The sequence below is a fragment of the Rhodanobacter sp. BL-MT-08 genome (assembly GCF_054161255.1).
This window is the reverse complement of record NZ_CP167872.1, coordinates 3,071,817-3,097,713: the sequence shown is the minus strand read 5'-3', so window position 1 is coordinate 3,097,713 and position 25,897 is coordinate 3,071,817. Positions and strand designations below refer to the sequence as shown.

The window sequence follows — 25,897 nt, the reverse complement described above, 5'->3', positions numbered from 1 at the left end:
GCGCCGGGGCCGCGCTGGGCTAGTCTGATCCGTTAACCGCAGCCGGCCGTCGCCGGCTCGGGCCCACCGCATCACGGCGCCGCACTCATGCAGGACATTCAAGACACCAGCTCCCTGTCACAGGGGGCTGCCGAGCCAGGGCAATCGCCGGAGCAGGGCTACTCCGCCGCGGCCGTGGAAAATGCCGCTCAGAGGTACTGGGGAGAACAGCACGCGTACGAGGTAAAGGAGGATCCCTCCAAGCCGAAGTTCTACTGCCTGTCGATGCTGCCGTATCCCTCCGGTGCGCTGCACATGGGTCACGTGCGCAACTACACGATTGGCGACGTGATCAGCCGCTACCAGCGCATGCAGGGCAAAAACGTGCTGCAGCCGATGGGCTGGGATGCGTTTGGCCTGCCGGCTGAAAACGCCGCGATCAAGAACAAGACCGCGCCGGCCAAGTGGACCTACGCCAATATCGAGCACATGCGCGCGCAGCTGCAGTCGATGGGCTATGCGATCGACTGGACGCGCGAGTTCGCCACCTGCCGGCCCGACTACTACGTGCATGAGCAGCGGATGTTCGTGCGGCTGATGAAAAAGGGCCTGGCCTACCGCAAGAATTCCGTGGTGAACTGGGACCCGGTCGACCAGACCGTGCTGGCCAACGAGCAGGTGATCGACGGCCGCGGCTGGCGCACCGGCGCGCTGGTGGAAAAGCGCGAGATTCCGCAGTGGTTCCTCAAGATCACCGACTACGCGCAGCAGCTGCTGGAAGGCCTGGACACCCTGCCGGGCTGGCCCGATGCGGTAAAGACCATGCAGCGCAACTGGATCGGGCGCAGCGAGGGTCTGGAGATCCGCTTTGCGGTCAACGATCCGGACGGCCAAATGCTGGCGCCACTCGATGTGTTCACCACGCGCCCCGACACCCTGATGGGCGTGACCTTCGTCTCCATCGCGGCCGAACATCCGCTGGCCATGCATGCGGCGCAAAGCAATCCGCCGCTGGCTGCCTTTATCGCCGAGCTGCGCCAGGGCGGCGTCTCCGAGGCTGAGCTGGAGACCCAGGAAAAGCGCGGCATGGATACCGGCCTGCGCGCGATCCATCCGATCAGCGGCGAAGAAATTCCCGTCTACGTGGCCAACTTCGTGCTGATGGGCTACGGCACCGGCGCGGTGATGGCGGTGCCGGCGCACGATCAGCGCGACTGGGAATTTGCGCAGAAGTACAGCCTGCCGATTCGCATGGTGGTTGTCGATCCATCCGTCATCGACGCACTGAACGAAATTCAGCACGACATCGCATTGGGCGTCGGCGTCGATCCGATGCAGGCCGCGCTGAGCGGTCGCGATGCCAACGCGCAGGATATTTCCGCGCCGCTGCGCATCGTGGAAGAATTCGAACGACGCATCCACGAGGAGGCCGCCTGGGGTGCTAAAGGCATCCTGGTCAATTCCGGCGAATACGATGGCATGGATTTCAGCCAGGCGCTGAATGCGCTGGCGGCGCGCTTCGAGCGCGACGGCACCGGCTCGCGCCGGGTCAACTATCGCCTGCGCGACTGGGGCGTCAGCCGCCAGCGCTACTGGGGCTGCCCGATTCCGGTGATCCGTTGCGCGACCTGCGGCGACGTGCCGGTGCCGGAAGATCAGCTGCCGGTGATCCTGCCCGAGGACGTGGCCGACGCGTATTCGAAGGTCGGCACCGTGCAGTCGCCGATCAAGGCCGACCCCGAGTGGCGCAAGACGGTCTGCCCCACCTGCGGCGGCGCGGCCGAACGCGAAACAGACACCTTCGACACCTTCATGGAGTCGAGCTGGTATTACGCCCGCTACACCAGCCCCGGCGCCAGCACGCAGGTGGACGACCGCGCCAACTACTGGCTGCCGGTCGACCAGTACATCGGCGGCATCGAGCACGCGATCCTGCATCTGCTGTATTTCCGCTTCTATTACAAGCTGCTGCGCGACGAAGGTCTGGTGCACAGCGACGAACCGGCGACCAACCTGCTGTGCCAGGGCATGGTCATTGCCGAAACGTATTACCGCGACAACACCGATGGCTCGAAGGACTGGATCAATCCGGCCGATGTCGAAATCGAGCGCGATGAAAAAGCGCGCGTGATCGGCGCACGCTTGAAAGCCGACGGCCAGCCGGTGCAGATCGGCGGCATCGAAAAAATGTCCAAGTCGAAGAACAACGGCATCGATCCGCAGTCGATGGTCGGCAAGTACGGCGCTGATACCGTGCGATTGTTCTCGATGTTTGCCGCGCCGCCGGAGCAGTCGCTGGAGTGGAGCGAGGCCGGCGTCGAGGGCATGTCGCGTTTCCTCAAGCGCGTGTGGCGCGAAGTGACGGCGCATGCGGCCAACCCCGATCATCCGGTGGTCGATCCGGGCGCGCTGGACCCCGGGCAGAAAGCCATGCGCCGGCAGGTGCACGAAACCATCCAGAAGGTCAGCGACGATTTCGGCCGCCGCCACGCCTTCAACACGGCGATCGCGGCGCTGATGGAGCTGCTCAACGCGCTGAACAAGTTCACCGACCAGAGCGGGCAGGGTCGGGCGGTGCGGCATGAGGCGCTGGAAAGCATGGTGCTGCTGCTGAACCCGGTGGTGCCGCACATCAGCCACGCGCTGTGGCAGGTGCTGGGCCATCCGCAGACCGTACTGGAAGACCAGCCGTGGCCGAAAGCCGACCCGGCGGCGATGGTTCGCGATACGCTCACGCTGGCGGTTCAGGTCAATGGCAAATTGCGCGCTACCATCGAGCTGCCGGCCGGCGCCTCCAGGGAGGAGGCCGAGGCATTGGCGCGCGCTCAGCCGCAGGTGGCGCACTTTCTGGAAGGCCTCAACGTACGCAAGGTCATCGTGGTACCGGGCAAGATCGTCAACATCGTCGCAGGATGAAATCCATGAGTTCCATGAAAGTCGGTCGTCTGTTCCACGCTTCGCTGTTGCTGGTTTGCGCCATCGCGCTGTCCGCCTGCGGTTTTCATCTGCGTGAAAACGTGAAGCTGCCGGCGTCGATCCGGAAAATCCACATCGTCACCGGTGTGGGCGATTTCCAGCGCATGCTCGCGCGCGCGCTTGAAGTTGCCGGCGTTGACGTGACGGACGAGGGCGGTCCGGGCATCGCCGAGCTGCGCGTGCCGGTGGCGAATTTCAGCACCGATACGCTGACCGCCGGCGGCTATGCGCGCATCACCGAGTACGCCGTGCGCTACAACGTGTCGTTCAGCGTCATCGACGGCGTTGGCAACGTGGTCGTCCCGCCGCAGAACATCAGCATGCAGCGCGAATACAGTTATGACGCGACCAACACCATCGGCAACGCGTCCGAGGTGAGCGAGATTCAGCAAAGCCTCAACGAGGACATGGTGCAGGCGATCCTGTTCCGCCTGCAGGCGGCCGGCAAGCACCCGGTTGCTCCGCCGGTTGCGGCCCCAGCTCCCGCGACGGCGGCATCGGCGGCGGCCTCCAGCGCGCGCTGATGCCGCTGAGCGCTGGCCAGTGGCAGAAATCCCTGACGGCGGACCAGCTGGCCCCCGTCTACCTGCTGGCGGGCGAAGAACTGCTGGTGCTGGAGGCGGCGGACGCACTGCGCGCGCAGGCGAAAAAGCTCGGATATCCCGAACGCGAAGTGCTTGAGGTAGGCCAGCATTTCGACTGGGACGACCTGGCCCGCGCCGCCGCCGGCATGTCGCTGTTTTCCACCAAGCTTCTTATCGATCTTCGCCTGCCCACGGGCCGGCCGGGTACCGAGGGCGCCAAGGCGATCAACGCGTTCTGCGCGGATCTGCGGCCGGACGTGACCCTGCTGATCACCGCGATGGAGTGGAGCAGCAAGCACGACGGCGCCTGGAGCAAGATGCTCGACGCCACCGGAACGATGGTCGTGTTCAACGCGCCGCGTGCGAACGAGTGGAGTGCCTGGATCAGCGCCAGACTCGCCAGGCATGGGCTGTCCGCTTCGCCGGATGCGGTCGCGCTGCTGGCCGAGCGCGTCGAGGGCAACCTGCTGGCCGCCGCGCAGGAGATCGACAAGCTGGCCGTGCTGCACGGACAGGGACGCATCGACGCCCGGGAGATGGAAAATCTGGTCGCCGACAGCGCCCGCTACGATGCGTTCAAGCTTACCGACGCGGCGTTTGCGGGTGAGGGCGCGCGTGCGCTGCGCATCCTCGCCGGCCTGCGTGCCGAAGGCGATGAGCTGATCGCGCTGATGGGCTGGCTGGTCAATCAGCTGCAGCTGGCGCTGCGGCTGGCCAATGCCACCGACTTTGCCGCCCAGGCCAGGACCGAGCGGCTGTGGCAGGCGCGCGAGCAGCTGTTTCGCCAGGCCCTGCGCCGTGCGCCGCGCGATCACTGGCTGCAGTGCCTTGCCCGTGCGTCGCGCATCGACCGCATGGCCAAGGGCCGCGAGGCCGGCAATCCCTGGCAGGAGGCCGAACGGCTCATCGCGGCCATCGCCGAACCGCGCGCGGCGTCTGCGCTGGCGCAGAGCCTGGTCTGATGGCCGTGCGGCCGCTGGCGATATTTGGGGGTACCTTCGATCCCGTGCATATCGGCCATCTCAGCGTGGCCTGGGAAGCCTCCGAGTTGCTCGATGCCGATGTGTGCCTGATGCCGGCCGGCGTGCCGCCGCATCGGTCGCCGCCGACCGCAAGCGCCGAACAGCGCATGGCCATGCTGCGCGCCGCGCTGCAGGGGCAGTCACGGCTGACCCTCGACGGCCGCGAGCTGCAGCGCGAGGGCCCGTCGTACACCATCGACACGCTTACCGAGCTGCGCGCGGAGCAGGGCGATCGGCCGCTGATCCTGCTGCTCGGCGCCGATGCGTTTGCCGGCTTGCCGAGTTGGCATCGCTGGCGCGAGATCGTCGAGGTTGCGCACATCGGTGTGCTGAGTCGGCCGGGTATCGAGGTCACATTGCCCGATGCGCTGATGCAGGCGGTCCAGGATCGGCGGGTGAATTCGGCGCGTGGCTTAAGCGGCTGCCCGGCCGGCAAAGTTATTGAGCTGGCCGTAACGCCGCTGGAAATTTCCGCCACGCATGTCCGCGAGCTGCTCGCGGCAGGGCGCGATCCGCGGTATCTGTTGCCGGCTGGGTTGTTTGACGACGCTCAGCTGCTGGCGCCGTATCGGTCGTGAGTTCGATCGGACTTGCGAACGTAGGTTGGCGGTGAGCGCTGGCGAACCCCAACGTGGCATGCCACAGATGTTGCGGATCGCTGCGGTCACCGCCAACCTACCTAAGCGTTTAAGCGGCGGCCGGTTCGCCCTCGGGCGCGCCGCGACCCAGCACATCCGGCAACGACTCACCGTTTTCGGTAAACCTCAGCGAGACGGAGTTGAGGCAGTGGCGGTCGCCGGTGGGCTTGGGGCCGTCGGGGAACACGTGGCCGAGATGGCTGCCGCAGCGGGCGCACACTTCTTCGGTGCGGATCATGCCGTAGCTGGTATCGCGGATCAGCTTGATATGCGCGTCGTCGTACGGCTGGAAGAAGCTGGGCCAGCCGGTGCCGGAATCGAATTTTGCGCTGGAACGGAACAGCGGTAAACCACAGAAGCGGCAGGTGTAAACGCCGTCCTTCTTGTTGTCGAGAAACACGCCGCAGAACGCCGCTTCGGTGCCATGTTCCAGCAGCACGCGCTTTTCATCGCGATCGAGCCCGGCGGTAATCGCCTTGCGCTGTGCGTCGCTGGGCGGGGTGAGGTCGAAGGTGGTCATGCGGGCTCCTGACGTGGGTGACGAGGCAATGCTTGAGCTGATGATGTTGGGATGCACGGCGTCCGATCCAACCCGCGAGTTCAAGAGGGCGGCGGCTCCGGCAACCGCTGTGGCAGCAGGTCGACAATCTAGGCCCGGACCGACCAGCGGAAGGTGAAGAAGGAAATCGGAACGCCCGCGGCCCCGATAACGCCGCCGGTGACTACACCGACGAGGCGCGCCGACAGACGCGCCACTGATGCGCGCGACAACAGCAGCCCGCGCTTGAAATAGTCAGGCTGCGGCGATGCCATGCGGGAGCATCCATCATCGTCCATTGAAAAGTGCAGCGGCCCTCGGACTCGAAGCTGCACAATGCTTCGTTCCTCGTTCCTCGTTCCTCGTTCCCCGTTCCCCGTTCCCCGTTCCCCGTTCCCGTGAAGCGAAACTACATCGCGCTCAACTGCCCGCTCACGTCGTTGATCGACGCGCGAATGCGCGCGCTGAAGATCGAGTCCTCATGATGAATCAAGACGAGCCTTTCGGTGGCGCGGGTCATGGCCACGTAGAGCAGTCGCGCCTCATGCGTTTCGTCCTCGCCAGCGGCCGGCATCTGGCCCAGACCCGGAATGATTACCAGCGGAAACTCCAGCCCCTTGCTCGACTTCATGCTGACGATGCGCACGGCGTCCTTGACCAGGAACAGCGAAGCCTTGCCCTTGTCGTCTGCCAGCCGACAGCTGATGCCGGCACGGTCGAGCGCATCGCGCCACTGCTCGCCCTGTTTGTTGTGGCGGAACAGCACGGCGATATCGTCCAGGCGCCGGCCGTGCGCCTGCTCGTCGCGGATCTGGCTGATCAGCGTGGCGATTTCCTCGCCGGCGCTGTTGACACGGATCAGTTCGGGCACGGCGCCGCGGCGACCGGCGCTCTCCGGCGCAATCAGCGGCACGCCGTCGTCCTCGCCGGCCTGCGCGTCGAGCAACTCGCTGGCAAAGCCGCGCGCCACGGCGAGAATTTCCAGCGTGTTGCGGTAGTTGAGTTTGAGGATGGTGGTGCGCCCCTGCGCCTGCACGCCGAGGCTTTTCCAGGTGAACTTGCGCCTGTCGGTGCGGCCGTTGATGTTTTGCGCGTCGTCGTAGAGCACCAGCAGCGAGTTGGTGTTCGGGTCGATCATCTGCACGATCAGCTTGTACCAGTCCGGCTCGAAATCGTGGCCTTCGTCGATCAGCACCGCGCCGTACTGGAAGCGCGGGATCTGGCCTTTCTCGACGCCGTCGATCACCCTCTGCACCATCTGTGCGAAGAAATCCCTGCTGCCCTGCGCGGGCAGGTCCACATGGTAAGCCGTGAGCATCTTGTGGCACCACTTGTGGAAGTTGTAGACCTGCACCTTTTCGCCAAGGCCGCGCTCGCCGATCAGCTGGTCCAGCCGTGCCGCCAGCGTCTTGTTGTAGCAAAGCACCAGGATGGGTTTGCCCAGTTCGCGCGCCAGCTGCATCGCGCGAAAGCCCAGGATCATGGTTTTGCCCGACCCGGCCACACCGTGGATGACCCGGTGCTCGTCGCCCAGCGAGCGCGCCAGCTGTTCCTGCTGCGCGTCCATCACTTTGACCAGATCGGGAATTTCCAGCGGACGCGTGATCGTGCCCGTATCGTCGAACAGCCCGAACTGACCCTCGCCCGGGGCGATGCGGATTTCGGGAAACAGATGCCAGCGCACGCGGTCAATCTGCGGCAGCGTCATCGCCGTGGGAAACACCTGCGGAAACATGGCCCACAGCTGCTCCTGAAAGGCCTCGGGGTCAACCGTCTCGTAGATCTCCTCGCGGCACAGGGCGAGGTGCGCCGGAATCACGGAGTCCAGGCCGCCATCGACGAACTGCTTGCGACTGATATTGGCCAGTACCACGCCGTAGGCCCACGGCATGACCAGCTTGCCGGCATGGCGGCTGCCCGGCGGATGGCGCAGCGCCGGGTCGCGCTCCAGCACGACGCCGATTTCCAGCGCATAGGCGCGGGCCTGCAGCAGCGGGTTGGCCTCTTTCACCAGACCGCGGTCGGTTATCAGGGTGAACTGGGTGCTGTCGGCGTGCTGGATGGTCTCGGCCTTCCAGTCCTTCACCTCCAGCACCAGCATGCCGCGGCGCGGATGGAATACCACAAAGTCGGGGCGCCGCTGCTTCAGGCCGATAGGCACGTCGTACCAGAGCAGGTAATCGTCTTCGAGCTTGCTTTCCAGTCGTTCGGAGAGACGCTTTTCGCCGCCGGTCATGCGGGGCAGGCAGCCATTACGGGTCGGGGTAAGCGTGGCCATCCTGCGTCCAGAAGGTTTCTGCGTCGAAGGTAGCGAAAAGCGCAGGCGTGTCAACGCTCACGTTTGTGAATCGCCGATACCGTATTTTAGTCATCATCAGGTTGCCTGGCCGGCAACAGTGGTACAACGGGCCGCACTCGAACGCGGTGCCGGAACTTCGCCAAGGGAATACGTGATGCCGTTCCACATCGAAACGCTCTCCCTGATCAGCGCGTTGCAGACATCACTTATGGCGCTGATGCTGTGGGCCGGCACCTATGGCGATGGGGGTCGGGTGCGTCGCAGTCTGCGCATCCGCTCGGCGGCGCTGCTGGTCGAGGCGGTCGGCTGGAGCTCGCTGGCTGCGCACGCCTACCTTTCGCAAAGCGCACTCCTGCTGGGCGGCAATGCCTTCAATCTGGTGGCCCAGGGGATGAGCGTGATCGCTCTGCGCATGCTGCTCGGCGAGGCGCTGCGCGGCAAGCTGGTGGTGGCGGTCGGTGTGCTGGGCTGGCTCGGGGTGGCCTGGTTCGGCCTGATCCAGCCGAACTATCAGGCCCGCGTGTTGTGGGGTTCGCTGGCCATCGGCATCAATATTCTGCTCAGCGTCGAGGCTCTGGTTGGCGTTTCTGTGCGTCGCAGTTCGCGTGCCCGAGCGGTGCTGCTTGGTGTTTTTGCGATGGCGGCGGCGCTGCTGATCTGGCGCAATCTGCAGCTGTGGATCGGTGACTCCCAGCTATCGGGCATCACCACGGCCAGCAACATCAATTTTTTCTACGTGATGTTTTCGGGCCTGCAGCCGCTGTTTGCCGGCATCGGGTTTCTGCTGCTCTACAACGAGATACTGCAGCAGGAGCTGCGCCTGCTGGCGCGCATCGATCCGCTGACCGGCGTCAGCAATCGGCTGGCGATCAACGAGGCGACCACGCTGATGCTGGCCCATTCGGCGAGGTACAGGCAGCCGCTGGGCGTGCTGATGCTGGATGCGGACCACTTCAAAAACGTCAACGATCGCTTCGGCCACAACGGCGGCGACAAGGTCCTGCGCTCGCTGGTTTTCAGCATCCGCGCCACCCTGCGTGAAAGCGATCTGATCGGCCGGGTCGGCGGCGAGGAGTTTGTCGTGCTGTCGCCGGGTGCGGACCTGGCCAGCGCCATGCTGCTGGCCGAGCGGGTGCGCTCGACCGTAGAAAATACGCCGCTGGTCATCGACGGGCAGTCGCTGACCTTGACGGTATCGGTTGGCGTTGCCGTCGCGGCATGGGACGACCGCGATGGTGCGACCCTGCTTCAGCGTGCCGATGCAGCGCTTTACGAGGCCAAGCGCGCCGGCCGCAATCGCGTGGAATCGGCCATCGCGAAAAGCAGGGAGCAGCGCATCGCCGAGCCCTTGGTGGTCAAGCCATTGAGCTGACGCTCAATGGCGGTGTGGGGCCGTTGCCGCGGCCCCAGACCAGTCATTGAGGACGGCGGCAGGCACGCCAACGCGTCGGCATGAGCGGCTGGCAATGCCGTCGCTCAGCGCGGCACGAAATACCGGCGCGATCGACCACAGCGCCTGCGAGGCAAGCGTCGCCTGGCGCTGCTGCCACCGCGTATGTCCGAGCATCTGAGCGGCCCACTCCGGCAGCAGTGCGGCGCCGGCCAGCAGGAACAGATTCCGCGATAGCCCTGCAACAGGCACGGGCAGCTTCACCTGCGCCAGCACGGCAAGCACTTCGCGCGATCGTTTGGTAAAAGCCAGCTGGGGCCGGATACGGTTGAAGTAGTCGGTCATCGCCTGCTCTGACGCCGGCACATGGCTGGCGCCGAGTGCTTCGGCGATGCGGCGTACTTCGTCGTAGTAGCGGTCGGCTGCGCCGTGCGGCAGTTCGCTGTGGCTGTAACGGCGGTAACCCTGCAGAAAGCTGTATGCCTCGGTGGCGTGCACCCAGGTGAGCAGATCGGGATCGTCGGCCGCGTACGGACGTCCATCTTCTGCGTGGCCTTTGACAAAGCTGTGGATGTGCCGGACGCGCGCGACCAGCGCCTCGCTGTCCGCCAGCGAGGCGTAGGTCGTCGCGCCGACGAACATCGTGGTGCGGCGAAGCCGGCCGATCAGGTCATTGCGAAAATTGGAGTGATCCCACACGCCGGCCAGCGCAAGCGGATGCAGCGTCTGCAGCGTCAGCGCGGCCAAGCCGCCGGCCAGCATGCCGGGGAAATCCGAGTGCACGCGCCACGTAGCGCTGTGCGGGCCGAACAGGCCGGCATCGCCGATGGGGCGATCGTAGTCGACGCCATTCTCGCTGCGTGGAAAGGCGCTGAGTACCCAGTGCCGGATCGCGGCGCGAACGGGACTGAGCGGTCCGCCGGCGGCGCGGCTGAGCAGTTGCAGAGGGGAAGCCATGTGCTGATGTTAGGTCCTAATCCGCGCCGCTGCGCTCTGCGCGTCAATAGCTGCCGCGCGTCGGGGTTTGATGTCGGGGTTTGATTTGGATGCACGATGTGGTATCCCTACAGGCATGACGAATCGCTCCGCCCGCCTTTATTTCTGGTTTTACGGCTATCCGATGCCGCAGGCGGACCTAAGGGTGCGATCGTAAGTTTCCGATTCAGCACATTCCGAAAGCCGCCAGCTCACCACCGGCGGCTTTTTTCATGGCTGCCGGCGAATCCGATCACCGAGGACTCTCCGCATGAACGCCGCTCTTACCGATGCCCGCAACGACGACCTTCGCATCCGCGAGCTCAAGCGCCTAAGCACCCCCGCCGAGGTGATCGGCGACTGCGGCAGCAGTGAGCCGGCCAGCGCTACCGTGGCCGCGACGCGCAGCAAACTGCACGCCATTCTGGACGGTCGTGACGATCGCCTTGCGGTGGTGATCGGCCCCTGTTCGATTCACGATACCCGCGCAGCGCTCGAATACGCCGAGCTCTTGCGCCAGCAGCGCGAGCTGCACGCCGGCACGCTGGAAATCGTGATGCGCGTGTATTTCGAAAAGCCGCGTACCACGGTGGGCTGGAAGGGTCTGATCAACGATCCTGCCCTGGACGGCAGCTTCCGTATCGACCGCGGCCTTCGGCTGGCGCGGGGTCTGCTGATCGGCATCAATGCGATCGGCGTGCCGGCCGGCTGCGAGTTTCTCGACATGATCACGCCGCAGTACATCGCCGACATGGTCAGCTGGGGCGCGATCGGCGCGCGCACCACCGAGAGCCAGGTACATCGCGAGCTGGCGTCGGGACTGTCGTGTCCGGTGGGCTTCAAGAACGGCACCGACGGCAACGTGAGGATCGCAGCCGACGCGGTGCAGGCGGCATCGCAGCCGCATCATTTTCTCGCCGTAACCAAAGACGGCCGCACCGCTATCGCAGCGACCGCCGGCAATGAGGATTGCCACGTGATCCTGCGCGGCGGCAGTGCGCCGAACTACGACGCTGCCAGCGTCGACGCGGCCTGCGCCGTACTCACCAAGGCGGGCCTGACGCCGCGGCTGATGATCGACGCCAGCCACGCCAACAGCAGCAAGAAGCCGGAGAATCAGCCTGCGGTGGTGGCCGACATTGCCGGCCAGGTCGCCGCGGGCGACACGCGCATACTCGGCGTCATGGTGGAGAGCCATCTGGTGGCTGGGCGGCAGGATATCGAGCCAGGCAAGCCGCTGGTCTATGGTCAAAGCATCACCGACGGCTGCATCGACTGGCATACGTCGGTCACCGTGCTGCAGCGCCTTGCCGATGCGGTAACGGAGCGTCGGCAGCGCCGCGCCCGGCACGCGGCCTGAGTTCATCGTTGGCTGGCAAAAAAGCGGCGCCCGCAACGGGGTGCCACCTTTTTTGCGGCACGCCTCGCCGGCCGCGCCGAACGATGGGCAACTGTGATCAGGCCAACGACGCGTCCAGCGTTATCGTAGCCTTCAACACCTTCGATACGGGGCAGCCTTCCTTTGTGGCCTGCGCGATCTTTGCAAAGGCATCGGCGTCGGCGCCGGGGACCTTGGCCTTGCAGGTCAGGTGCACGGCGGTGATCGAAAACCCGTCGCCGTCCTTGTCCAGCGTCACCACCGCCTTCGTGTCGATGCTGTCGGCGGTGAGGTTGGCCTTGCCCAGCTCCAGCGACAGCGCCATCGAATAACAGCCGGCGTGCGCAGCGCCGATCAGTTCTTCCGGATTGGTACCCGGGCCGTCTTCGAAGCGGGACTTGAAACCGTACGGCGCGTCGCGCAGCACGCCGGTTTCGGTCGAGATGCTGCCCTGGCCGTCTTTGATGCCACCAGACCAGTGGGCGGATGCGGATTTCTTCATGGTGATCTCCTTTGGGTTATTGGCTGCGATGGGCAATCAGGTTGTCAGACCAAGCATGCAGGCGGCGCGAAAGAATGGCCGCCGGCACTTAACATGATGTTTCGACCGGCTGGCCGTATGCTCGACTTCCACTCGCCGCGCAGAGATGTCCATGTCGTTCGATATTCAGCATGATCCGGGCGCGCGGCGCTTCGAAACCACGGTCGACGGCGTTCACTGTCTGCTCGACTACACCCTCGCGGACGGCGTGGCCACCTGTGTCATGACGATCACCCATACCGATGTGCCGGCCGAGGTTGGCGGCCGAGGCGTGGCGTCGGCGCTGGTGCAGGCGGCGCTGGATGCGGCGCGAAAGCACGGCTGGAAGGTGATGCCCGCGTGCGCGTACGCTGATGCCTGGATGAAGCGTCACACCGGTTACGGCGATTTGCGCCTCTGAGGCTGGCGCGGCCGCCGGACGCGGCTATCATTCTGCTGGCCGCAGCAATGACGCTGCGCGAGCGGGAGCCCACCTTGTCTGCACTGATCGATGATTCGCCCGTTCGCGCCGTTAGCTGCCGCGCCATTATCCAGGCTGCGGGTAGCGCGCCATGAGCGCCTCCTCCAAATCCACAAAAAAATCGCCGGCGAAGCCTGCATCATCGAACGCGGGCGGTGCCGGTGCATCGGCGTCAAAAACTGACGATGGCGGCAAGCATCCGTCGCATCACTGGCGGCCGCTGCACTTTTTCAGGGCACGGCCCCGCATGCTGGTGTCGCTGGCCATTTTTCTGGTGACCAGCGGCGTGCTGATAGGCACCGGCATGCACGTGTCCAACGCGGTCTTGCTGGGTTTCGACCTCGGCGCCCTCGTCTTTCTGGGCATCATCGCGCGATTGTTTGCCAAGTCGCCGCCGACGCGCATGCGCCGCCAGGCGCGTGCGCAGGACACTGGTCGCTGGGGCATTCTCTGGAGCGGCATTGTGCTGTCATCGGTGGTGCTGGTGGCATTGAGCAACGAGCTTCACGCTGCCAAAGGTGGCGGCATCCAGTCGCTGGTGATCGGCGTGGTCAGCGTGGTGCTGACCTGGCTGTTCTTGAACACCATGTTTGCCATGCACTATGCGCACGGCTTTTACGGTGATTATGGCGAGAAGCACACCGGCCTGGATTTTCCCGAAACGCCGGAGCCGGACTATTGGGACTTTGCCTATTTTTCCCTGGTGATCGGCATGTGCTTTCAGGTGTCCGACGTGCAGATCACCAGCCGCTACCTGCGCCGCGTGGTGTTGTTGCACAGCGTCATCGCCTTCTTCTTCAACGTGTTCATCATCGCGATCACGGTGAATATCGTGGCGGGACAAAATTGATGGAGCGGGGCAGAGGCGTCGAAACACTTTCGCAGGCGAGGTAACCGCCGGCGAACGATCGGCGAATAAGGGTATGGAGACATGACAAATGTCTTCATCCCTCTTACTCAAGGACACTCCCATGAACGTACGTCTTGCAAGCCTTCTTGTCGCCGCCATGACCTGCGGTTTCGCGACCACCACCACGTTTGCGCAGGACGCCATGGCGCACAGCTCGAGCTCGGCCATGTCGCACGATGCCATGAAAGGTGACGCCATGAAGGGCGACTCCATGAAACATGATTCGATGAAGCACGACTCGATGAAGCACGACTCCATGAAAAAGGGCGATTCGATGAAGCACGATTCCATGTCGCATGACGCGATGAAGTCCGACTCGATGAAGGCTCCCACCAGCGGCAGCAGCGCGGGCCACTGAGCGACCGGCGGGTTTGTCAATGAGGCGCGCGCTATCACGACGCGCCCTGTCGATGACGTACGTAATGCATAGTGACGCACTCAACAACCGGGTGTTTTGCGCATAATTGGCCGGTGTTCAATCACCGGCCATCTGCTTTGCATGACTCGTTCGTCCGCAAGCTTGGTATTCAATATTCCCTGATCCAAGCACCCATGGCCGGTTGCACCACGCCGGATCTGGTCGCGGCCGTATCGGGCGCCGGTGGATTGGGTTCTCTGGGCGCCGGGTACCTGGAGCCGCAGGTGTTACTGGATCAGGCGGCGCAGATTCGACGGCTCACCGATCGCCCGCACGCCATCGGTCTGTTCGTTCTGCCTGACGAATTTGCTGTCGACGCGGCAGCGGTGAGCAGGGCGCGCGAGCAGCTCGATGCGCTGATGCAGCGGGAGGGTCTGGCGGAACGCACCCGTCTGCCAAAGCGCTGGGCGCCGCGGTTTTCCGATCAGTTCGCCGCGCTCTGCGAGGCGCGACCCGCGGCCGCGATCTTCGCATTTGGTCTGATTGATGCCGCGCAGGTACGAGAGCTGAAACAGCGCCAGATCGCGGTGATCGGCACGGCGACCACGGTGGCCGAAGCGCGCGCCTGGGCCGAGCGCGGCGCCGATGCCGTGAGTCTCCAGAGTGCCGAGGCCGGCGGCCATCGCGGCACGTTTCTGCATGATGTCGATGACGCGATGATCGGCCTGTTCGCGCTGCTGCCGATGGTGGTGCGCGCAATAAATATTCCCGTCGTTGCCGCGGGCGGCATCATGGACGGTCGCGGCATGCTTGCCGCAGAAATTCTCGGCGCATCGGCCAGCCAGCTGGGAACAGCGTTTCTGAGCTGCCCTGAAAGCTCGGCCGCCGAAGCATGGAAGCAGGATCTTTCGCAGGCCCAAGAGCACCGTGTCACCACCATCCGCAGCTTTTCCGGCCGTGCCGCGCGCGGTTTGCGCAATCGCTATGTAGAGGCGATGGAGCCTGGTGTATCGAATTTGCCGGCATACCCTGTCCTGAACGCGCTCACCGCGCCCCTGCGCCGCGCCGCCGCCGATGCGGGTCGGGGCGATCTGCTGTCGGAATGGTGCGGGCAGGCGGCAACGCTGGTGCGGCCGATGCCGGCTGCGCAGCTGGTCGGCGTGCTGATGGACGAATACCGGGCTGCCAGGCGCTCCCTGACCGTTTGACCTGCCGTCGGGGCAGGCCGGTTATACTGCGCCCGCGCCATTCCGCGCGGTTATCTGTATCGAGGCTCCCCCTCTTGAGTACTGCCCGTACCAACAAGGCCGTCACCACGGCCACCTTGCGCAAGTCGGTGATCGACGCGCTGGAAGAACTGAAGGCCAAGGACGTTCGCGAAATCGACGTTCGCGGCAAGACCTCCATCGCCGATCTGCTGGTCATCGCTTCCGGTACCTCGGCCCGCCACGTCAAGTCCATCGCCAACGAAGTCACCAAGTTCGCCAAGCAGGCGGGCGTTGCCCCTCTGGGCGTCGAGGGCGAGGTCGAGGGTGAGTGGGTACTGGTGGATCTGGGCGACGTCATCGTCCACGTAATGCTGCCGCGCATACGCGAGTTCTACGGCCTCGAGCGCCTGTGGACCGTGGGCGATCACGGCCACGACTTCGACGCCGCGCAAGCTGGGTAATTTCAATGTGGGGCGCAATGCCAGATTGGCCCCTCACCTCAATCCTCTCCCCGGCGGGGAGAGGAAGCAAGCCAAGCGCTGTGCGCGATTCACCTGCTGGAACCTCCGCATGCGCGCACGCCTGATTGCCGTGGGCGAACGCATGCCCGGCTGGGTGGCGGAAGGCTTTGCCGAATACCGCAAGCGCCTCTCGCACGATCTGCCGCTGGAACTGATTGAACTCAAGCCCGGCACGCGTGGCAAAGGCCGCGACGATGCTCGCGCCATGCAGGATGAAGGTGCATCGATGCTTGCCGCGCTGCCGCGCGACACGCACGTCATCGCTCTCGACGGCCGTGGCAAGACCTGGTCCAGCGAAGCACTCGCCGACCAGTTGGCGCGCTGGCGCATGAGCGGGCGCGATCTGGCCTTTCTGATCGGTGGCCCTGACGGGCACGCGCCCGAGGTGCTGGCGCGTGCCGAGCAGAGCTGGTCGCTGGGTCCATTGACCCTGCCGCACATGCTGGTGCGTCTGGTCGTGGCCGAGCAGCTGTATCGGGCGGCCACGCTGCTGGCCGGGCATCCCTACCATCGGGCTTAATGCTGCGTGCGCCACTTGACGCTGCCTCGCCCATGGTCGCCGCTATGCTGACGGTTTAATCCTTCGCCGGAACGTTCATGCTCTATCTCGCCTCGCAATCACCGCGCCGTCGCCAGCTGCTGGAGCAGTTGGGCGTCGATTTCGCCGTGATCGATGTCGATGTGCCCGAACAGCGGGCCCCGGGCGAATCACCGCGGGATTACGTCAGTCGTGTCGCGCGTGAGAAGGCCCGTGCGGGCTTGCAAAGCCTTGTCGGCGCGCCGGACGCGCGGGTGCTCGGCGCGGATACCGAAGTCGTGCTCGACGATGAAGTATTCGGCAAACCCCGCGATGCCGAGGATGCCGTCTCCATGCTGCGTCGCCTCTCCGGCAAAACCCATGCTGTGATTTCCGCGGTGTGGCTGGTCGAGGCGAATGACGAGCGGTCGGAGACCTGCGTGTCGCGGGTCCGTTTCACGACGCTCGACGAGGCGACCATCGCGGCCTATGTCGCCACCGGGGAACCGTTCGGCAAGGCGGGCGCGTATGCCATCCAGGGCCGCGGTGCGACGCTGATCGAGCATCTGGAAGGCAGCTATTCCGGCGTGATGGGCCTGCCGGTCTTTGAAACGGCACGGTTGCTGCGAGGCTTTGACGCTGCGATTCTGTGATGTCCATTCGGTCGTCTCAGTCAGACCGATCCGGTCGTCACGAACCAGGCCGCCACCGCCAGCAGATTGTTGACGCCATGCGCCAGCACCGCTGGCCACAGCGATCGCGCGCGCAGGCGCAGCCATGCCAGGGCGCCGGCAAGCAGCATCAGATCCGGCAGCGCGTACCATTGCCACTGCATGCTTGGCAGGTGAGACACGGCAAACAGGAGCGCGCTGATGACCACGCTCCAGCCGATGCGCCAGCGCTTCGTCAGCGCCGACAGCAGCACGCCGCGAAACAGGATTTCTTCGACCAGCGGACCGACGCTCGTCACCACCACGACCAGCGCTAAGCGCAGCCCAAGTGGCGTATGCATCCCTAAGTTCTGGACGTCCTGCGTTACCGTCTTGCCGTTCGCCAGCAGCGAGGTCAGCAGACCGCCCAGCAGCGGCGCGGCCATGCCGACGGCAACGGCCAGCACGAAGAACGCCGGATTCACCGGCAGCAGCATGCCGAAACCCGGCGAGTGCGCCATTGACCACAGCGCAGGCCACTGCCAGCGAACCAGTGCAATCACCAACGCAGCCGCCAGGCACAGCGTCAGCATCACCACGATCGCCAGCATGCCCGGTTGCGCCAGCATCGCGCGAATTTCCGCGCCGACGGGCTGGATGCCACGATCGATCTGCACAAACCCGGTAGCGACGGCCATGAGCAGCGCGATGAGACCGCTGGCGACAGCCTGCAGCAAAAAATACAGCGCGATAAGGCCGACCGCCGCGGCCAGGCCGGGCGGCTCGATGCGGCGCGCCACGTCCAGCGGGGGCGGCCGTGCTGTGTCAGGGTAAGAGGCGGTCATCGATGGGTGCCGTGAAGCGCGACGGCGTACCGCGCTCAGCCGATCATCATCGCCCGCACGACGCCGATGCCGGCCATCAGCACCAGTGCGGCCCAGCCCAGCATGCTCACGATAAAGCCGCCGCCGCGATGGGCCGGGTCTTTAAGATAGGCGAGGGCATACCACGCGCGGCCGACCAGCCAGATCAGGCCGGCCGCACCGGCCCACAGTCCGCCAAATCCGTGCGTCGCCGCCAGCCACAGCACCGGCAGAAACATCACCGTGTTCTCGATGGTGTTCATCTGCACGCGGTAGGCGCGTTCGAAGCCGGGGTGCCCGCTGATCGCCGGCGCCTTGATGTCGTACTTGCCGCGCGCCTTGCCGGTGACGAACATGGTGCCGAACAGCAGCAGAACGGTGAGCAGGGTTACCAGGGCAGGCAGTTCGATCATGGTCGCGACTCGTGGGAAAAGCGGCCACTGTAACCGCAGCGCCTGCGTGGCGCTAACCGTCGCAAGAAGTTATTGTCAGCGGCCTGAGTAGGGTTGCGACACCAGTCGAACGGGGGACATATGGATTGGCAGAAGGGCGAAAGCAGCAACAATGTTGAAGTCGACAGCGGCAGCGGCGGCGGTGGTCCGCGCTTCGGCGGCGGCCGCATGGGTATCGGAGGCATCGTGGTGCTGGCGATCCTGGGCTGGATCTTCTTCAAGAACCCGCTGGCGCTGCTGGATCAAAGCGGCGGCCAGAACGTTGCGCCGACGCAGACCTCGCAGCCGGCGCAGGTCGACCCGCAGCAAAAGGATTTTGTCAGCCGCATTCTGGGTTCGACCGAAAAAACCTGGGGCGATATGTTTGCGGCGCAGGGCAGGACGTATGTCGATCCGAAGCTCGAGTTGTTCAGCGGTGGCGTGAACACCGCCTGCGGCGCGGCGTCGACCGCGGTGGGTCCGTTCTACTGCCCGGGTGATCAGAAGGTCTATCTGGATCTCGCGTTCTTCCAGGAGTTGCAGAATCGTTTTCACGCGTCCGGCGATTTTGCCCGCGCCTACGTCATTGCGCATGAAGTCGGCCATCACGTGCAGAAGCTCACGGGCGTGTTCGATCAGGTCGACGCCGCGCGTCGTCGCGGCGCGCCGATGGACGGCGCCGACGGACTCTCGGTACGGCAGGAGCTGCAGGCGGACTGTTATGCCGGCGTGTGGGCCAACCGCACCCAGGCGCGCCTGCAGTGGCTGCAGCCGGGCGACGTGGAGTCGGCGCTCAATGCGGCCAGCCAGATAGGCGACGACACGCTGCAGCAGCAGACGCAGGGACGCGTGGTGCCCGATTCGTTCACGCACGGCACCTCGGCGCAGCGAGTGAAGTGGTTCAAGGCCGGCCTCAACAGCGGCGATATGGCCCAGTGCAATACGTTCGCCGGTGAGCCGTGAGGTTGGCCGGCGCGGCCCTGGCGTATATTTCCATTTGCTGTTTCGCGCGTTGCCAAGTTTGACTGACCCATGGACCATCTCTGCCTGCAATGCGGCGCCTGCTGCGCGTTTTTTCGCGTGGCGTTCCACTGGTCCGAAGCGGAGGGCGTGACCGGCGGCAGCGTGCCGCTGGCGCTGACCGAGAAACTCGACCCGCATCGACTGGCGATGCGCGGCACGAATGAAGCAAAACCGCGCTGCGTCGCCCTGGTCGGCGTGGTGGGTCAGGCGGCGCGTTGCGGTATCTACGAGCAGCGCCCGTCGGTATGCCGCGACGTGGAGCCGTCGTGGGAATTCGGCAGGGCGAGCGCACAGTGCGACAAGGCGCGCCTGGGACATGGGCTGCCGCTGCTGACGCCAGCGGACTGGCCGGCCGTGCCGCACGTGTCGTCGTCGAACGATTGATTTGCTGCGTTTACTCGTCGCGTTGAATCAGTTGAAGCGATAGATATCCATCGCCAGAAAGCCGAGGTCGATGCCGGCATCGATGCGCTGTGCGTGCGCGTTCGGGCCGGCTGCGCCCAGCGCCACGAACAGCGGCAGCAGATGCTCGTCGGTGGGATGGGCGCGCTCGGCGCCGGGTGCCTGGCGACGGTAGTCGAGCAGGGCATCGACATCGCCGGCGGCCAGCCGCTGTTCGATCCATTCAATGAAGGGCTGCACATAGGGCGCGAGCCGCTGCTCGCTGTAGCCGGCGCCAAAATCATGCAGGTTGTGCGTGATGCTGCCCGAGCCGATGATCAAGACGCCCTCGTCGCGCAGCGAAGCCAATGCCCGCCCGATGGCGTACTGATGGGCTGGTCCAAGTTCGGGTTGGATGGTGAGGGGCACCACCGGAATATCGGCGTCTGGATAAAGCAGGCGAAGCGGCACCCAGGCGCCGTGATCGAGTCCGCGGTTGGGGTCGATCGTTGCGGGGAGATTGGCATGCGTCAGCCGTTCAGCCACCTTTACGGCCAAATCGGGTGCGCCCGGTGCGGGGTAGTTCAACTGATACAGCGGAGCCGGGAAGCCGCGAAAATCGCGGATGGTTTCCGGCACGGCCGCGCCTCCGACCTGCGGCGTGCTTGACAGCCAGTGGGCGCTGGCCATGACGATGGCGCGCGGCTTCGGCAGCAGTGCGGCCAGCTCGGCCAGCCGCTGGCCGGTGAGGCCAGGCTGCAGCGCAGTCATCGGCGAGCCGTGCGAAATGTACAGACTGGGAAAGGAGGTCATGACGGCAGCGTATTGAGGGGATACAGCAAAGATAGGGGCAATGCCGGCATTTGCATCCGCCGTGATACGCGCTGAGGAGAAACGATCCGTCGCGCGATCGGAACAATCCGAGAGCGCAGGGTTGGCGAAATAAAAAAGCCGCAGCGTGTGCTGCGGCTTTCGGTCTAGCTTTGGATTACGGCTTGCGATGCGGTGGCTTGCCGCCGCCCGGCTTGAAGCCGCCGGACTTCGGACCACCGGGCTTGAAACCGGGCTTGCCCGAACCGCCCGGCTTGCGTGCCGGCGTCGCGCTGCTGGAGGCGGTGTCGTTGCCGTCCCACTCATGGATGCGCAACTGCTGCTGCACCACCCAGACCTTTTTCAGATGCTCGAACACTTCCTTCGGCATGCCGTCCGGCAGGTCGATCAGGCTGTAGTGGTCGCGAATGCTGAGTCGGCCGATGAACTGGCTTTCCAGACCGGCCTCGTTGGCGATGGCGCCGATGATATTGCCCGGCTTCACGCCGTGCTCGTGGCCGACTTCGACGCGATACGTGCGCTTGCCTTCCTCGGTGGCGTGCGCGCGAACCGGACGATTGCCGAACTCGCGCGACGGCCCGCCGTCGTGTGAGGAAGACTCGCGCGACTGGAAATCACGCGCAGGACGACTGCTGGCGCTGTCGCGATCCGACGGCGGACGACGTTCGCCCGTTGGCCGATCGCGCGTTGGGCGATCCGACGAGGCGCGTTCATGCCTGCCGTTATCGTGCCGGCCGTTATCGTGTGTAGGCCTCTCCTGCGACGAACTTTCGCGCGGCGCCGACTCGTACTTTTCGCGCTTCGGCGGCGGCGCCAGCAGCAGCGGCTGATCGCCCTGGGCAATGCGCGCCAGTGCGGCGGCGATTTCGATCGCCGGCACGTTGTGCTCCTGCTCGTACTGCTCGATCAGCTTCTGGAACTCGCCCAGATCGCCCTGCGCCAGCATGTCGCTGATGCGCTGCTTGAACTTGCCGATGCGCACATCGTTGACCACATCGACCGACGGCAGCTGCATCTGCTCGATCGGCTGACGCGTGGCGCGCTCGATCGCGCCGAGCATGCCGCGCTCGCGCGGGCTGACGAACAGGATCGCCTCGCCGCTGCGACCGGCGCGACCGGTGCGGCCGATGCGGTGCACGTAGCTTTCGGTGTCGTACGGAATGTCGTAGTTGAATACGTGGCTGATGCGATCCACGTCGAGGCCGCGTGCGGCGACGTCGGTAGCGACGAGGATGTCGAGCTTGCCGTCTTTCAGCTGCTGCACCACCCGCTCGCGCTGCGCCTGCGCAATGTCGCCGTTGATCGCAGCCGCCGCCAGGCCGCGCGCCTGCAGCTTGCCGGCCAGCTCTTCGGTGGCCTGCTTGGTGCGCGCGAAGATGATCATCGCATCGAACGGCTCGGCCTCGAGGATACGGGTCAACGCATCGAGCTTGTGGATGCCGCTGACAAACCAGTAACGCTGGCGGATGTTCGGCGCCGTGGTGGTCGACGACTTGATCGTGATTTCGACCGGGTCCTTCAGATGCTTTTGCGCGATCTTGCGGATCACCGACGGCATGGTCGCGGAAAACAGCGCGACCTGGCGCTCCGGCGGGGTAGCCTGCAGCACTTTCTCGACGTCGTCGATAAAGCCCATGCGCAGCATTTCATCGGCTTCATCCAGCACCAGGAAGCGCAGCTCGGACAGATCCAGCGTGCCCTTGTCCAGATGATCGATCACCCGGCCCGGCGTGCCGACCACGACGTGCACGCCGCGCTTGAGCGAATGCAGCTGGGGGCCGTAGCTCTGGCCGCCGTAAATCGGCAGCACCTGGAAGCCGGGAATATGCGCGGCGTAGCGCTGAAACGCTTCGGCCACCTGGATGGCCAATTCGCGCGTGGGTGCCAGCACCAGCGCCTGCGGCTTGCCGGCGCGCGGATGGATGCGCGACAGGATCGGCAGCGCGAACGCGGCGGTCTTGCCGGTGCCGGTCTGCGCCTGACCCAGCACGTCTCGGCCCTCCATCAGCGGCGGAATGGTGGCGGCCTGGATCGGCGAGGGCGACTCGTAGCCGACGTCACTGAGAACGCGGATCACCTCGGGGGGGAGGCCAAGAGTGTTGAAATCGGCAGCAGTAGCCGGGGTGGAATCGGGGGACGCGGGGGACATGGGAGCCTTCGATGTCATGCAGAGGGCATGCAAGGGTGTAAGAAGAGCTCTATTGTAACAGCCCCTCGCGTCAAGGCCCGCTGCAACATGCGTCCTGGCGCGGCTTTGTGCTAATCCATTGCACCAACATTCCAATATTCCCTGGGAGAAAGCATGCACCCTCGACTCAAGGACCGCGTGGCGCTGATTACCGGCGCTTCCTCCGGCATCGGCGAGGCGACCGCGCTGGCGTTGGCCGAAGCGGGCGCCAAGGTGGCGATTGCCGCGCGGCGCGACGATCGCCTGCAGGCACTGGCTGCGCGCCTGCGAGAGCTGGGCGCGCAGCCGCTGGTACTTGTGGCCGATCTGCTCGACGGACAGGCGGCACAGCGCATCGTTGCCGACACCGAGGCGCACTTCGGTCAGCTCGATATCCTCATCAACAATGCGGGCGTGATGTATCTGGAGCCTGTCGCCGAGGCCGACCTGGGGCGTTGGCGCCGCATGCTGGAACTGAACGTGCTTAGCCTGATCGCCTCGTCGCAGGCGGCTCTGGCGGGCATGACGAAGCGGCGCGAAGGGCATATCGTCAATGTGGCATCCACCGCCGGGCGCATCGCCAATCCCAACTCGGCCGGCTATTCGGCCAGCAAGTTCGGCGTCGTTGGCTTTTCGGAGGCGCTACGACGTGAGGTCTACCAGCACAATATCCGCGTCAGCGTGATCGAGCCCGGGCTGGTGGCGACCGAACTGCGCGATCACATCGGCCACGCGGAGGTGAAGAAGACCATCAACGCCTGGGCCGACACCTTACGGCAGCTGCAGCCGGAGAATGTCGCCGAAGCGATTGTGTTCTGCGTCAGCCAGCCAGCGCACGTCAACATCAATGAAATACTGATGCGACCCACCGACCAGGAGCGATAGCCGCCATGAGCACCCTCGAGAAAATCTCCGAACAGCGCAGCTTCGGCGGCGTGCAGGGCATTTACCGGCATGACTCGACCGCGTGCGCGGGGCCGATGCGTTTGGCGGTGTATCAGCCGCCGCAGGCCGAAAAAGGGCCTTGCCCCGTGCTGTATTACCTGGCCGGGCTTACCTGCACCGAAGAAACCGCCACCATCAAGGCCGGCGCGCAGCGGGTGGCTGCCAAGCTGGGACTGATCCTGGTGATGCCCGATACCAGCCCGCGCGGCACCAATATTGAAGGCGCCACCGGCGACTGGGAGTTCGGTGAAGGCGCCGGTTTTTACCTCGACGCCACGCAGGCGCCCTGGTCGAAGAACTTCCGCATGTACAGCTACATCGTCGACGAGCTGCCGGCTCTTATCGCGGAAAACTTTCCGGTCGATGCATCGCGCAGCAGCATCTTCGGCCATTCGATGGGCGGGCATGGCGCCTTGACCATTGCGCTGAAAAATCCGCAGCGCTACCGCTCGGTGTCCGCGTTCGCCCCCATCGTCGCGCCCAGCCAGGTGCCGTGGGGGCTGAAGGCGCTGCCGCGCTATCTCAGCGACGACACCTCGACCTGGGCTGCCTACGACGCCTGCGAGCTGGTGCGAAAACAAACGTTCCCTGGCACCATCCTGATCGATCAGGGCGAGGCCGATCAGTTTCTGGAAGGCCAGCTGAAACCGGAGCTGTTCGACCAGGCCTGCGCCGAGGCCGGGCAGGCGCTGTTGCTGCGCCGGCAGGCTGGCTACGACCACAGCTACTGGTTTATCTCGACCTTCATGGAAGACCACATCCGTCATCACGCGGCGGCGCTGGCCGATTCGTGATCCGGCAGTTGCTGGTCGTGATAAAAAAAAGCGACCCGAAGGTCGCTTTTTTTTAGCTCACATCAAACCAACTCAGGCCTTGGCGGCTGGCCGCTGGTTCGAACGACGGCGCTGGTTGCCGGCGGCATGATCGCCACGGCCCTGCGGCGCGTAGCCCGCGGGACGTGCGGAACCGGCCGGCTTGCCCTGGCGCGGCGCGCGCGACTGGCGCTGACCGCCGCCGCCACCCTGCTTCGGACGCGGCGCGCCCGCATCCAGTCGCAGCGGTGCGGAGGGCTCGTAGCCGGGCACCGGGTTGATCGCGATGTCCTGCTTCAGCAGTTTGCGGATGTCGTGCAGCAGGCCGCTCTCGTCGTGGCTGACCAGCGAAATCGCCAGGCCTTCCATGCCGGCGCGACCGGTGCGGCCGATGCGATGCACGTAGTCCTCGGCCACCGACGGCAGATCGAAGTTGATCACGATCGGCAGCTGGTCGATATCGATACCGCGCGCGGCGATATCGGTGGCCACCAGCACGGTGATGCGGCCGCTCTTGAAATCGCTCAGGGCGCGGGTACGTGCGTTCTGGCTCTTGTTGCCGTGGATCGCGGCGGAGCGTAGGCCCGAGGCATTGAGAAAGGTGACCAGCTTGTCGGCGCCATGCTTGGTGCGGCTGAACACCAGCGACTGGCGACGGCTGTCGACCGACAGCAGATGCAGCAGCAAGTCGCCCTTTTTCGCGGCGTCGACCGGATGCACCTGGTGGCTGACCAGGGTGGTGACGGTGTTCGGCGCGGAGACCGAAATCTCTTTCGGGTTGTGCATGAACTCCATCGCCAGCGCCTTGATCGCCGGAGCGAACGTGGCCGAGAACAGCATCGTATGACGCTTCTTCGGCAGCGCCGCCAGAATGCGCTTCAGCGCCGGCAGAAAGCCCATGTCGAGCATGCGGTCGGCTTCGTCAAGGATCAGCGTCTCGACACCGGACAGATCCAGCGTGCGCTGCTGCATGTGATCCATCAAACGACCCGGCGTGGCGATGACCACGTCGACGCCGCGGCGCAGCGCGTTGATCTGCGGGCCCATGCTGACGCCGCCGAAGATCGTGGTGGCGCTGACCTGGATGTGCTTGCCGTAGTCGCGCAGGTTCTCGTGAACCTGGGCTGCCAGCTCTCGGGTCGGGGTGAGAATGAGCGCACGCGGACGGCGCGTCATGGTCTGGCCGCTGGTCGACAGACGCTGCAGCAGGGGAAGAACGAAAGCGGCCGTTTTGCCAGTGCCGGTTTGCGCGGCGGCGAGCAGGTCGTGACCTTCCAGCGCGGCTGGAATCGCGGCGGCCTGGATCGGGGTGGGTTTGGTGTAGCCGTAATCGGCAAGCGCACGCAACAACGCGGGCGCAAGGCCCAGCGAATCGAAAGACATGAATAACACTCCTGAGCAACCCGGAGTGTTCATACCGTGTTGCAGACTTGGGGATAGATGCGGCGGATGCCGCTGAAGTCAGAACGACCTCGCCGCCAAGTATAGCGCGAGAACCAT

27 protein-coding genes are annotated in these 25,897 nt (G+C 64.9%); 17 read left to right on the top strand and 10 right to left on the bottom strand.

Features of this window, described 5'->3' with window-relative positions; genetic code table 11:
* Positions 1-87: 87 nt before the first annotated feature.
* The 4 genes from leuS to nadD are packed head-to-tail and all read left to right on the top strand — an operon-like array spanning position 88 to position 5,139.
* On the top strand, positions 88-2,895 hold the full coding sequence (leuS, locus tag ACDK93_RS13770) for a leucine--tRNA ligase (RefSeq protein WP_458069387.1): 2,808 nt from the start codon (positions 88-90) through the stop codon (positions 2,893-2,895).
* Between the two features lie 5 nt (positions 2,896-2,900).
* Positions 2,901-3,479: an LPS-assembly lipoprotein LptE gene (locus ACDK93_RS13765; protein ID WP_458069385.1), complete on the top strand. Its 579-nt coding sequence runs from the start codon at positions 2,901-2,903 to the stop codon at positions 3,477-3,479.
* Positions 3,479-4,501, top strand: coding sequence for a DNA polymerase III subunit delta (gene holA / locus ACDK93_RS13760; RefSeq protein WP_458069384.1), 1,023 nt, complete (start codon positions 3,479-3,481; stop codon positions 4,499-4,501). The genes ACDK93_RS13765 and holA overlap by 1 nt, the downstream gene beginning before the upstream one ends.
* Entirely contained in the window at positions 4,501-5,139 is a 639-nt protein-coding gene (gene nadD, locus ACDK93_RS13755) for a nicotinate-nucleotide adenylyltransferase (RefSeq protein WP_458069382.1), read from the top strand. Before holA ends, nadD begins: the two co-directional genes overlap by 1 nt.
* 109 nt (positions 5,140-5,248) lie before the next feature.
* Here nadD and msrB read toward each other — a convergent pair whose 3' ends face one another.
* The 3 genes from msrB to ACDK93_RS13740 all read right to left on the bottom strand — a co-directional run bounded on the left by msrB (position 5,249) and on the right by ACDK93_RS13740 (position 8,015).
* Entirely contained in the window at positions 5,249-5,719 is a 471-nt protein-coding gene (msrB, locus tag ACDK93_RS13750) for a peptide-methionine (R)-S-oxide reductase MsrB (protein ID WP_458069380.1), read from the bottom strand.
* 128 nt (positions 5,720-5,847) lie between these two features.
* Positions 5,848-6,012: a hypothetical protein gene (locus ACDK93_RS13745; RefSeq protein ID WP_458069378.1), complete on the bottom strand. Its 165-nt coding sequence runs from the start codon at positions 6,010-6,012 to the stop codon at positions 5,848-5,850.
* Positions 6,013-6,146: 134 nt separating this feature from the next.
* Positions 6,147-8,015, bottom strand: a complete 1,869-nt coding sequence (locus ACDK93_RS13740; RefSeq protein ID WP_458069377.1) for a 3'-5' exonuclease — start codon at positions 8,013-8,015, stop codon at positions 6,147-6,149.
* A gap of 175 nt (positions 8,016-8,190) precedes the next feature.
* Between ACDK93_RS13740 and ACDK93_RS13735 the strand changes: the two genes are divergently transcribed.
* Positions 8,191-9,408 (top strand): GGDEF domain-containing protein, encoded by a 1,218-nt coding sequence (locus ACDK93_RS13735; RefSeq protein ID WP_458069376.1) that lies wholly within the window; start codon positions 8,191-8,193, stop codon positions 9,406-9,408.
* 3 nt (positions 9,409-9,411) lie between these two features.
* Here the strand turns inward: ACDK93_RS13735 and ACDK93_RS13730 are convergent, their stop codons facing one another.
* A complete protein-coding gene (locus ACDK93_RS13730; RefSeq protein WP_458069374.1) occupies positions 9,412-10,383 on the bottom strand; it encodes an oxygenase MpaB family protein in 972 nt (323 codons plus the stop codon).
* Positions 10,384-10,672: 289 nt separating this feature from the next.
* Between ACDK93_RS13730 and ACDK93_RS13725 the strand changes: the two genes are divergently transcribed.
* A complete protein-coding gene (locus ACDK93_RS13725; RefSeq protein ID WP_458069372.1) occupies positions 10,673-11,761 on the top strand; it encodes a 3-deoxy-7-phosphoheptulonate synthase in 1,089 nt (362 codons plus the stop codon).
* 97 nt (positions 11,762-11,858) lie between these two features.
* Here ACDK93_RS13725 and ACDK93_RS13720 read toward each other — a convergent pair whose 3' ends face one another.
* Positions 11,859-12,281, bottom strand: a complete 423-nt coding sequence (locus ACDK93_RS13720; protein WP_458069371.1) for an OsmC family protein — start codon at positions 12,279-12,281, stop codon at positions 11,859-11,861.
* 151 nt (positions 12,282-12,432) lie between these two features.
* On the opposite strand from ACDK93_RS13720, the gene ACDK93_RS13715 reads away from it, so the two are divergent.
* From ACDK93_RS13715 to ACDK93_RS13685, 7 genes are all read left to right on the top strand, one after another.
* Complete coding sequence (locus ACDK93_RS13715) at positions 12,433-12,720, top strand: GNAT family N-acetyltransferase (protein ID WP_458069370.1); 288 nt, start codon at positions 12,433-12,435, stop codon at positions 12,718-12,720.
* 151 nt (positions 12,721-12,871) lie between these two features.
* A complete protein-coding gene (locus tag ACDK93_RS13710; protein ID WP_458069368.1) occupies positions 12,872-13,630 on the top strand; it encodes a DUF1345 domain-containing protein in 759 nt (252 codons plus the stop codon).
* Positions 13,631-13,751: 121 nt separating this feature from the next.
* Positions 13,752-14,048 (top strand): pentapeptide MXKDX repeat protein, encoded by a 297-nt coding sequence (locus ACDK93_RS13705; RefSeq protein ID WP_458069366.1) that lies wholly within the window; start codon positions 13,752-13,754, stop codon positions 14,046-14,048.
* 113 nt (positions 14,049-14,161) lie between these two features.
* Entirely contained in the window at positions 14,162-15,256 is a 1,095-nt protein-coding gene (locus ACDK93_RS13700) for an NAD(P)H-dependent flavin oxidoreductase (RefSeq protein WP_458069365.1), read from the top strand.
* A gap of 74 nt (positions 15,257-15,330) precedes the next feature.
* A complete protein-coding gene (gene rsfS / locus ACDK93_RS13695; protein WP_179479612.1) occupies positions 15,331-15,717 on the top strand; it encodes a ribosome silencing factor in 387 nt (128 codons plus the stop codon).
* A 109-nt stretch (positions 15,718-15,826) separates the two neighbouring features.
* Positions 15,827-16,297 carry a 23S rRNA (pseudouridine(1915)-N(3))-methyltransferase RlmH gene (gene rlmH, locus ACDK93_RS13690; RefSeq protein ID WP_458069363.1) on the top strand — a complete coding sequence of 157 codons (471 nt, stop codon included), beginning with the start codon at positions 15,827-15,829 and terminating at the stop codon, positions 16,295-16,297.
* A 77-nt stretch (positions 16,298-16,374) separates the two neighbouring features.
* Positions 16,375-16,947 (top strand): Maf family protein, encoded by a 573-nt coding sequence (locus ACDK93_RS13685; protein WP_458069361.1) that lies wholly within the window; start codon positions 16,375-16,377, stop codon positions 16,945-16,947.
* Between the two features lie 20 nt (positions 16,948-16,967).
* Here the strand turns inward: ACDK93_RS13685 and ACDK93_RS13680 are convergent, their stop codons facing one another.
* Both ACDK93_RS13680 and ACDK93_RS13675 read right to left on the bottom strand, forming a co-directional pair.
* Entirely contained in the window at positions 16,968-17,789 is an 822-nt protein-coding gene (locus ACDK93_RS13680; RefSeq protein WP_458069360.1) for a CPBP family intramembrane glutamic endopeptidase, read from the bottom strand.
* Positions 17,790-17,824: 35 nt separating this feature from the next.
* Complete coding sequence (locus tag ACDK93_RS13675; protein ID WP_458069358.1) at positions 17,825-18,220, bottom strand: MAPEG family protein; 396 nt, start codon at positions 18,218-18,220, stop codon at positions 17,825-17,827.
* Positions 18,221-18,340: 120 nt separating this feature from the next.
* Here ACDK93_RS13675 and ypfJ point away from each other — a divergent pair, with 120 nt between their 5' ends.
* Positions 18,341-19,201 (top strand): KPN_02809 family neutral zinc metallopeptidase, encoded by an 861-nt coding sequence (ypfJ, locus tag ACDK93_RS13670; RefSeq protein WP_458069356.1) that lies wholly within the window; start codon positions 18,341-18,343, stop codon positions 19,199-19,201.
* 69 nt (positions 19,202-19,270) lie between these two features.
* Complete coding sequence (locus ACDK93_RS13665; RefSeq protein WP_458069355.1) at positions 19,271-19,645, top strand: YkgJ family cysteine cluster protein; 375 nt, start codon at positions 19,271-19,273, stop codon at positions 19,643-19,645.
* A gap of 27 nt (positions 19,646-19,672) precedes the next feature.
* Here the strand turns inward: ACDK93_RS13665 and ACDK93_RS13660 are convergent, their stop codons facing one another.
* A complete protein-coding gene (locus ACDK93_RS13660; RefSeq protein ID WP_458069353.1) occupies positions 19,673-20,455 on the bottom strand; it encodes a dioxygenase family protein in 783 nt (260 codons plus the stop codon).
* Positions 20,456-20,630: 175 nt separating this feature from the next.
* Complete coding sequence (locus ACDK93_RS13655) at positions 20,631-22,622, bottom strand: DEAD/DEAH box helicase (RefSeq protein ID WP_458069352.1); 1,992 nt, start codon at positions 22,620-22,622, stop codon at positions 20,631-20,633.
* 153 nt (positions 22,623-22,775) lie between these two features.
* On the opposite strand from ACDK93_RS13655, the gene ACDK93_RS13650 reads away from it, so the two are divergent.
* Positions 22,776-23,525, top strand: a complete 750-nt coding sequence (locus tag ACDK93_RS13650; protein WP_458069350.1) for an SDR family oxidoreductase — start codon at positions 22,776-22,778, stop codon at positions 23,523-23,525.
* A 5-nt stretch (positions 23,526-23,530) separates the two neighbouring features.
* Positions 23,531-24,379 carry an S-formylglutathione hydrolase gene (fghA, locus tag ACDK93_RS13645; RefSeq protein ID WP_458069349.1) on the top strand — a complete coding sequence of 283 codons (849 nt, stop codon included), beginning with the start codon at positions 23,531-23,533 and terminating at the stop codon, positions 24,377-24,379.
* A 72-nt stretch (positions 24,380-24,451) separates the two neighbouring features.
* On the opposite strand, the gene ACDK93_RS13640 is transcribed toward fghA, so the two are convergent.
* Positions 24,452-25,780, bottom strand: a complete 1,329-nt coding sequence (locus tag ACDK93_RS13640; protein WP_458069348.1) for a DEAD/DEAH box helicase — start codon at positions 25,778-25,780, stop codon at positions 24,452-24,454.
* Positions 25,781-25,897 lie beyond the last annotated feature (117 nt).

Coding starts and splice junctions, on each gene's coding strand:
- leuS (WP_458069387.1), top strand. CDS start 88: ATGCAGGACATTCAAGACACCAGCTCCCTGTCACAGGGGGCTGCCGAG.
- ACDK93_RS13765 (WP_458069385.1), top strand. CDS start 2,901: ATGAGTTCCATGAAAGTCGGTCGTCTGTTCCACGCTTCGCTGTTGCTG.
- holA (WP_458069384.1), top strand. CDS start 3,479: ATGCCGCTGAGCGCTGGCCAGTGGCAGAAATCCCTGACGGCGGACCAG.
- nadD (WP_458069382.1), top strand. CDS start 4,501: ATGGCCGTGCGGCCGCTGGCGATATTTGGGGGTACCTTCGATCCCGTG.
- msrB (WP_458069380.1), bottom strand. CDS start 5,719: ATGACCACCTTCGACCTCACCCCGCCCAGCGACGCACAGCGCAAGGCG.
- ACDK93_RS13745 (WP_458069378.1), bottom strand. CDS start 6,012: ATGGCATCGCCGCAGCCTGACTATTTCAAGCGCGGGCTGCTGTTGTCG.
- ACDK93_RS13740 (WP_458069377.1), bottom strand. CDS start 8,015: ATGGCCACGCTTACCCCGACCCGTAATGGCTGCCTGCCCCGCATGACC.
- ACDK93_RS13735 (WP_458069376.1), top strand. CDS start 8,191: ATGCCGTTCCACATCGAAACGCTCTCCCTGATCAGCGCGTTGCAGACA.
- ACDK93_RS13730 (WP_458069374.1), bottom strand. CDS start 10,383: ATGGCTTCCCCTCTGCAACTGCTCAGCCGCGCCGCCGGCGGACCGCTC.
- ACDK93_RS13725 (WP_458069372.1), top strand. CDS start 10,673: ATGAACGCCGCTCTTACCGATGCCCGCAACGACGACCTTCGCATCCGC.
- ACDK93_RS13720 (WP_458069371.1), bottom strand. CDS start 12,281: ATGAAGAAATCCGCATCCGCCCACTGGTCTGGTGGCATCAAAGACGGC.
- ACDK93_RS13715 (WP_458069370.1), top strand. CDS start 12,433: ATGTCGTTCGATATTCAGCATGATCCGGGCGCGCGGCGCTTCGAAACC.
- ACDK93_RS13710 (WP_458069368.1), top strand. CDS start 12,872: ATGAGCGCCTCCTCCAAATCCACAAAAAAATCGCCGGCGAAGCCTGCA.
- ACDK93_RS13705 (WP_458069366.1), top strand. CDS start 13,752: ATGAACGTACGTCTTGCAAGCCTTCTTGTCGCCGCCATGACCTGCGGT.
- rlmH (WP_458069363.1), top strand. CDS start 15,827: ATGCGCGCACGCCTGATTGCCGTGGGCGAACGCATGCCCGGCTGGGTG.
- ACDK93_RS13685 (WP_458069361.1), top strand. CDS start 16,375: ATGCTCTATCTCGCCTCGCAATCACCGCGCCGTCGCCAGCTGCTGGAG.
- ACDK93_RS13680 (WP_458069360.1), bottom strand. CDS start 17,789: ATGACCGCCTCTTACCCTGACACAGCACGGCCGCCCCCGCTGGACGTG.
- ACDK93_RS13675 (WP_458069358.1), bottom strand. CDS start 18,220: ATGATCGAACTGCCTGCCCTGGTAACCCTGCTCACCGTTCTGCTGCTG.
- ypfJ (WP_458069356.1), top strand. CDS start 18,341: ATGGATTGGCAGAAGGGCGAAAGCAGCAACAATGTTGAAGTCGACAGC.
- ACDK93_RS13665 (WP_458069355.1), top strand. CDS start 19,271: ATGGACCATCTCTGCCTGCAATGCGGCGCCTGCTGCGCGTTTTTTCGC.
- ACDK93_RS13660 (WP_458069353.1), bottom strand. CDS start 20,455: ATGACCTCCTTTCCCAGTCTGTACATTTCGCACGGCTCGCCGATGACT.
- ACDK93_RS13655 (WP_458069352.1), bottom strand. CDS start 22,622: ATGTCCCCCGCGTCCCCCGATTCCACCCCGGCTACTGCTGCCGATTTC.
- ACDK93_RS13650 (WP_458069350.1), top strand. CDS start 22,776: ATGCACCCTCGACTCAAGGACCGCGTGGCGCTGATTACCGGCGCTTCC.
- fghA (WP_458069349.1), top strand. CDS start 23,531: ATGAGCACCCTCGAGAAAATCTCCGAACAGCGCAGCTTCGGCGGCGTG.
- ACDK93_RS13640 (WP_458069348.1), bottom strand. CDS start 25,780: ATGTCTTTCGATTCGCTGGGCCTTGCGCCCGCGTTGTTGCGTGCGCTT.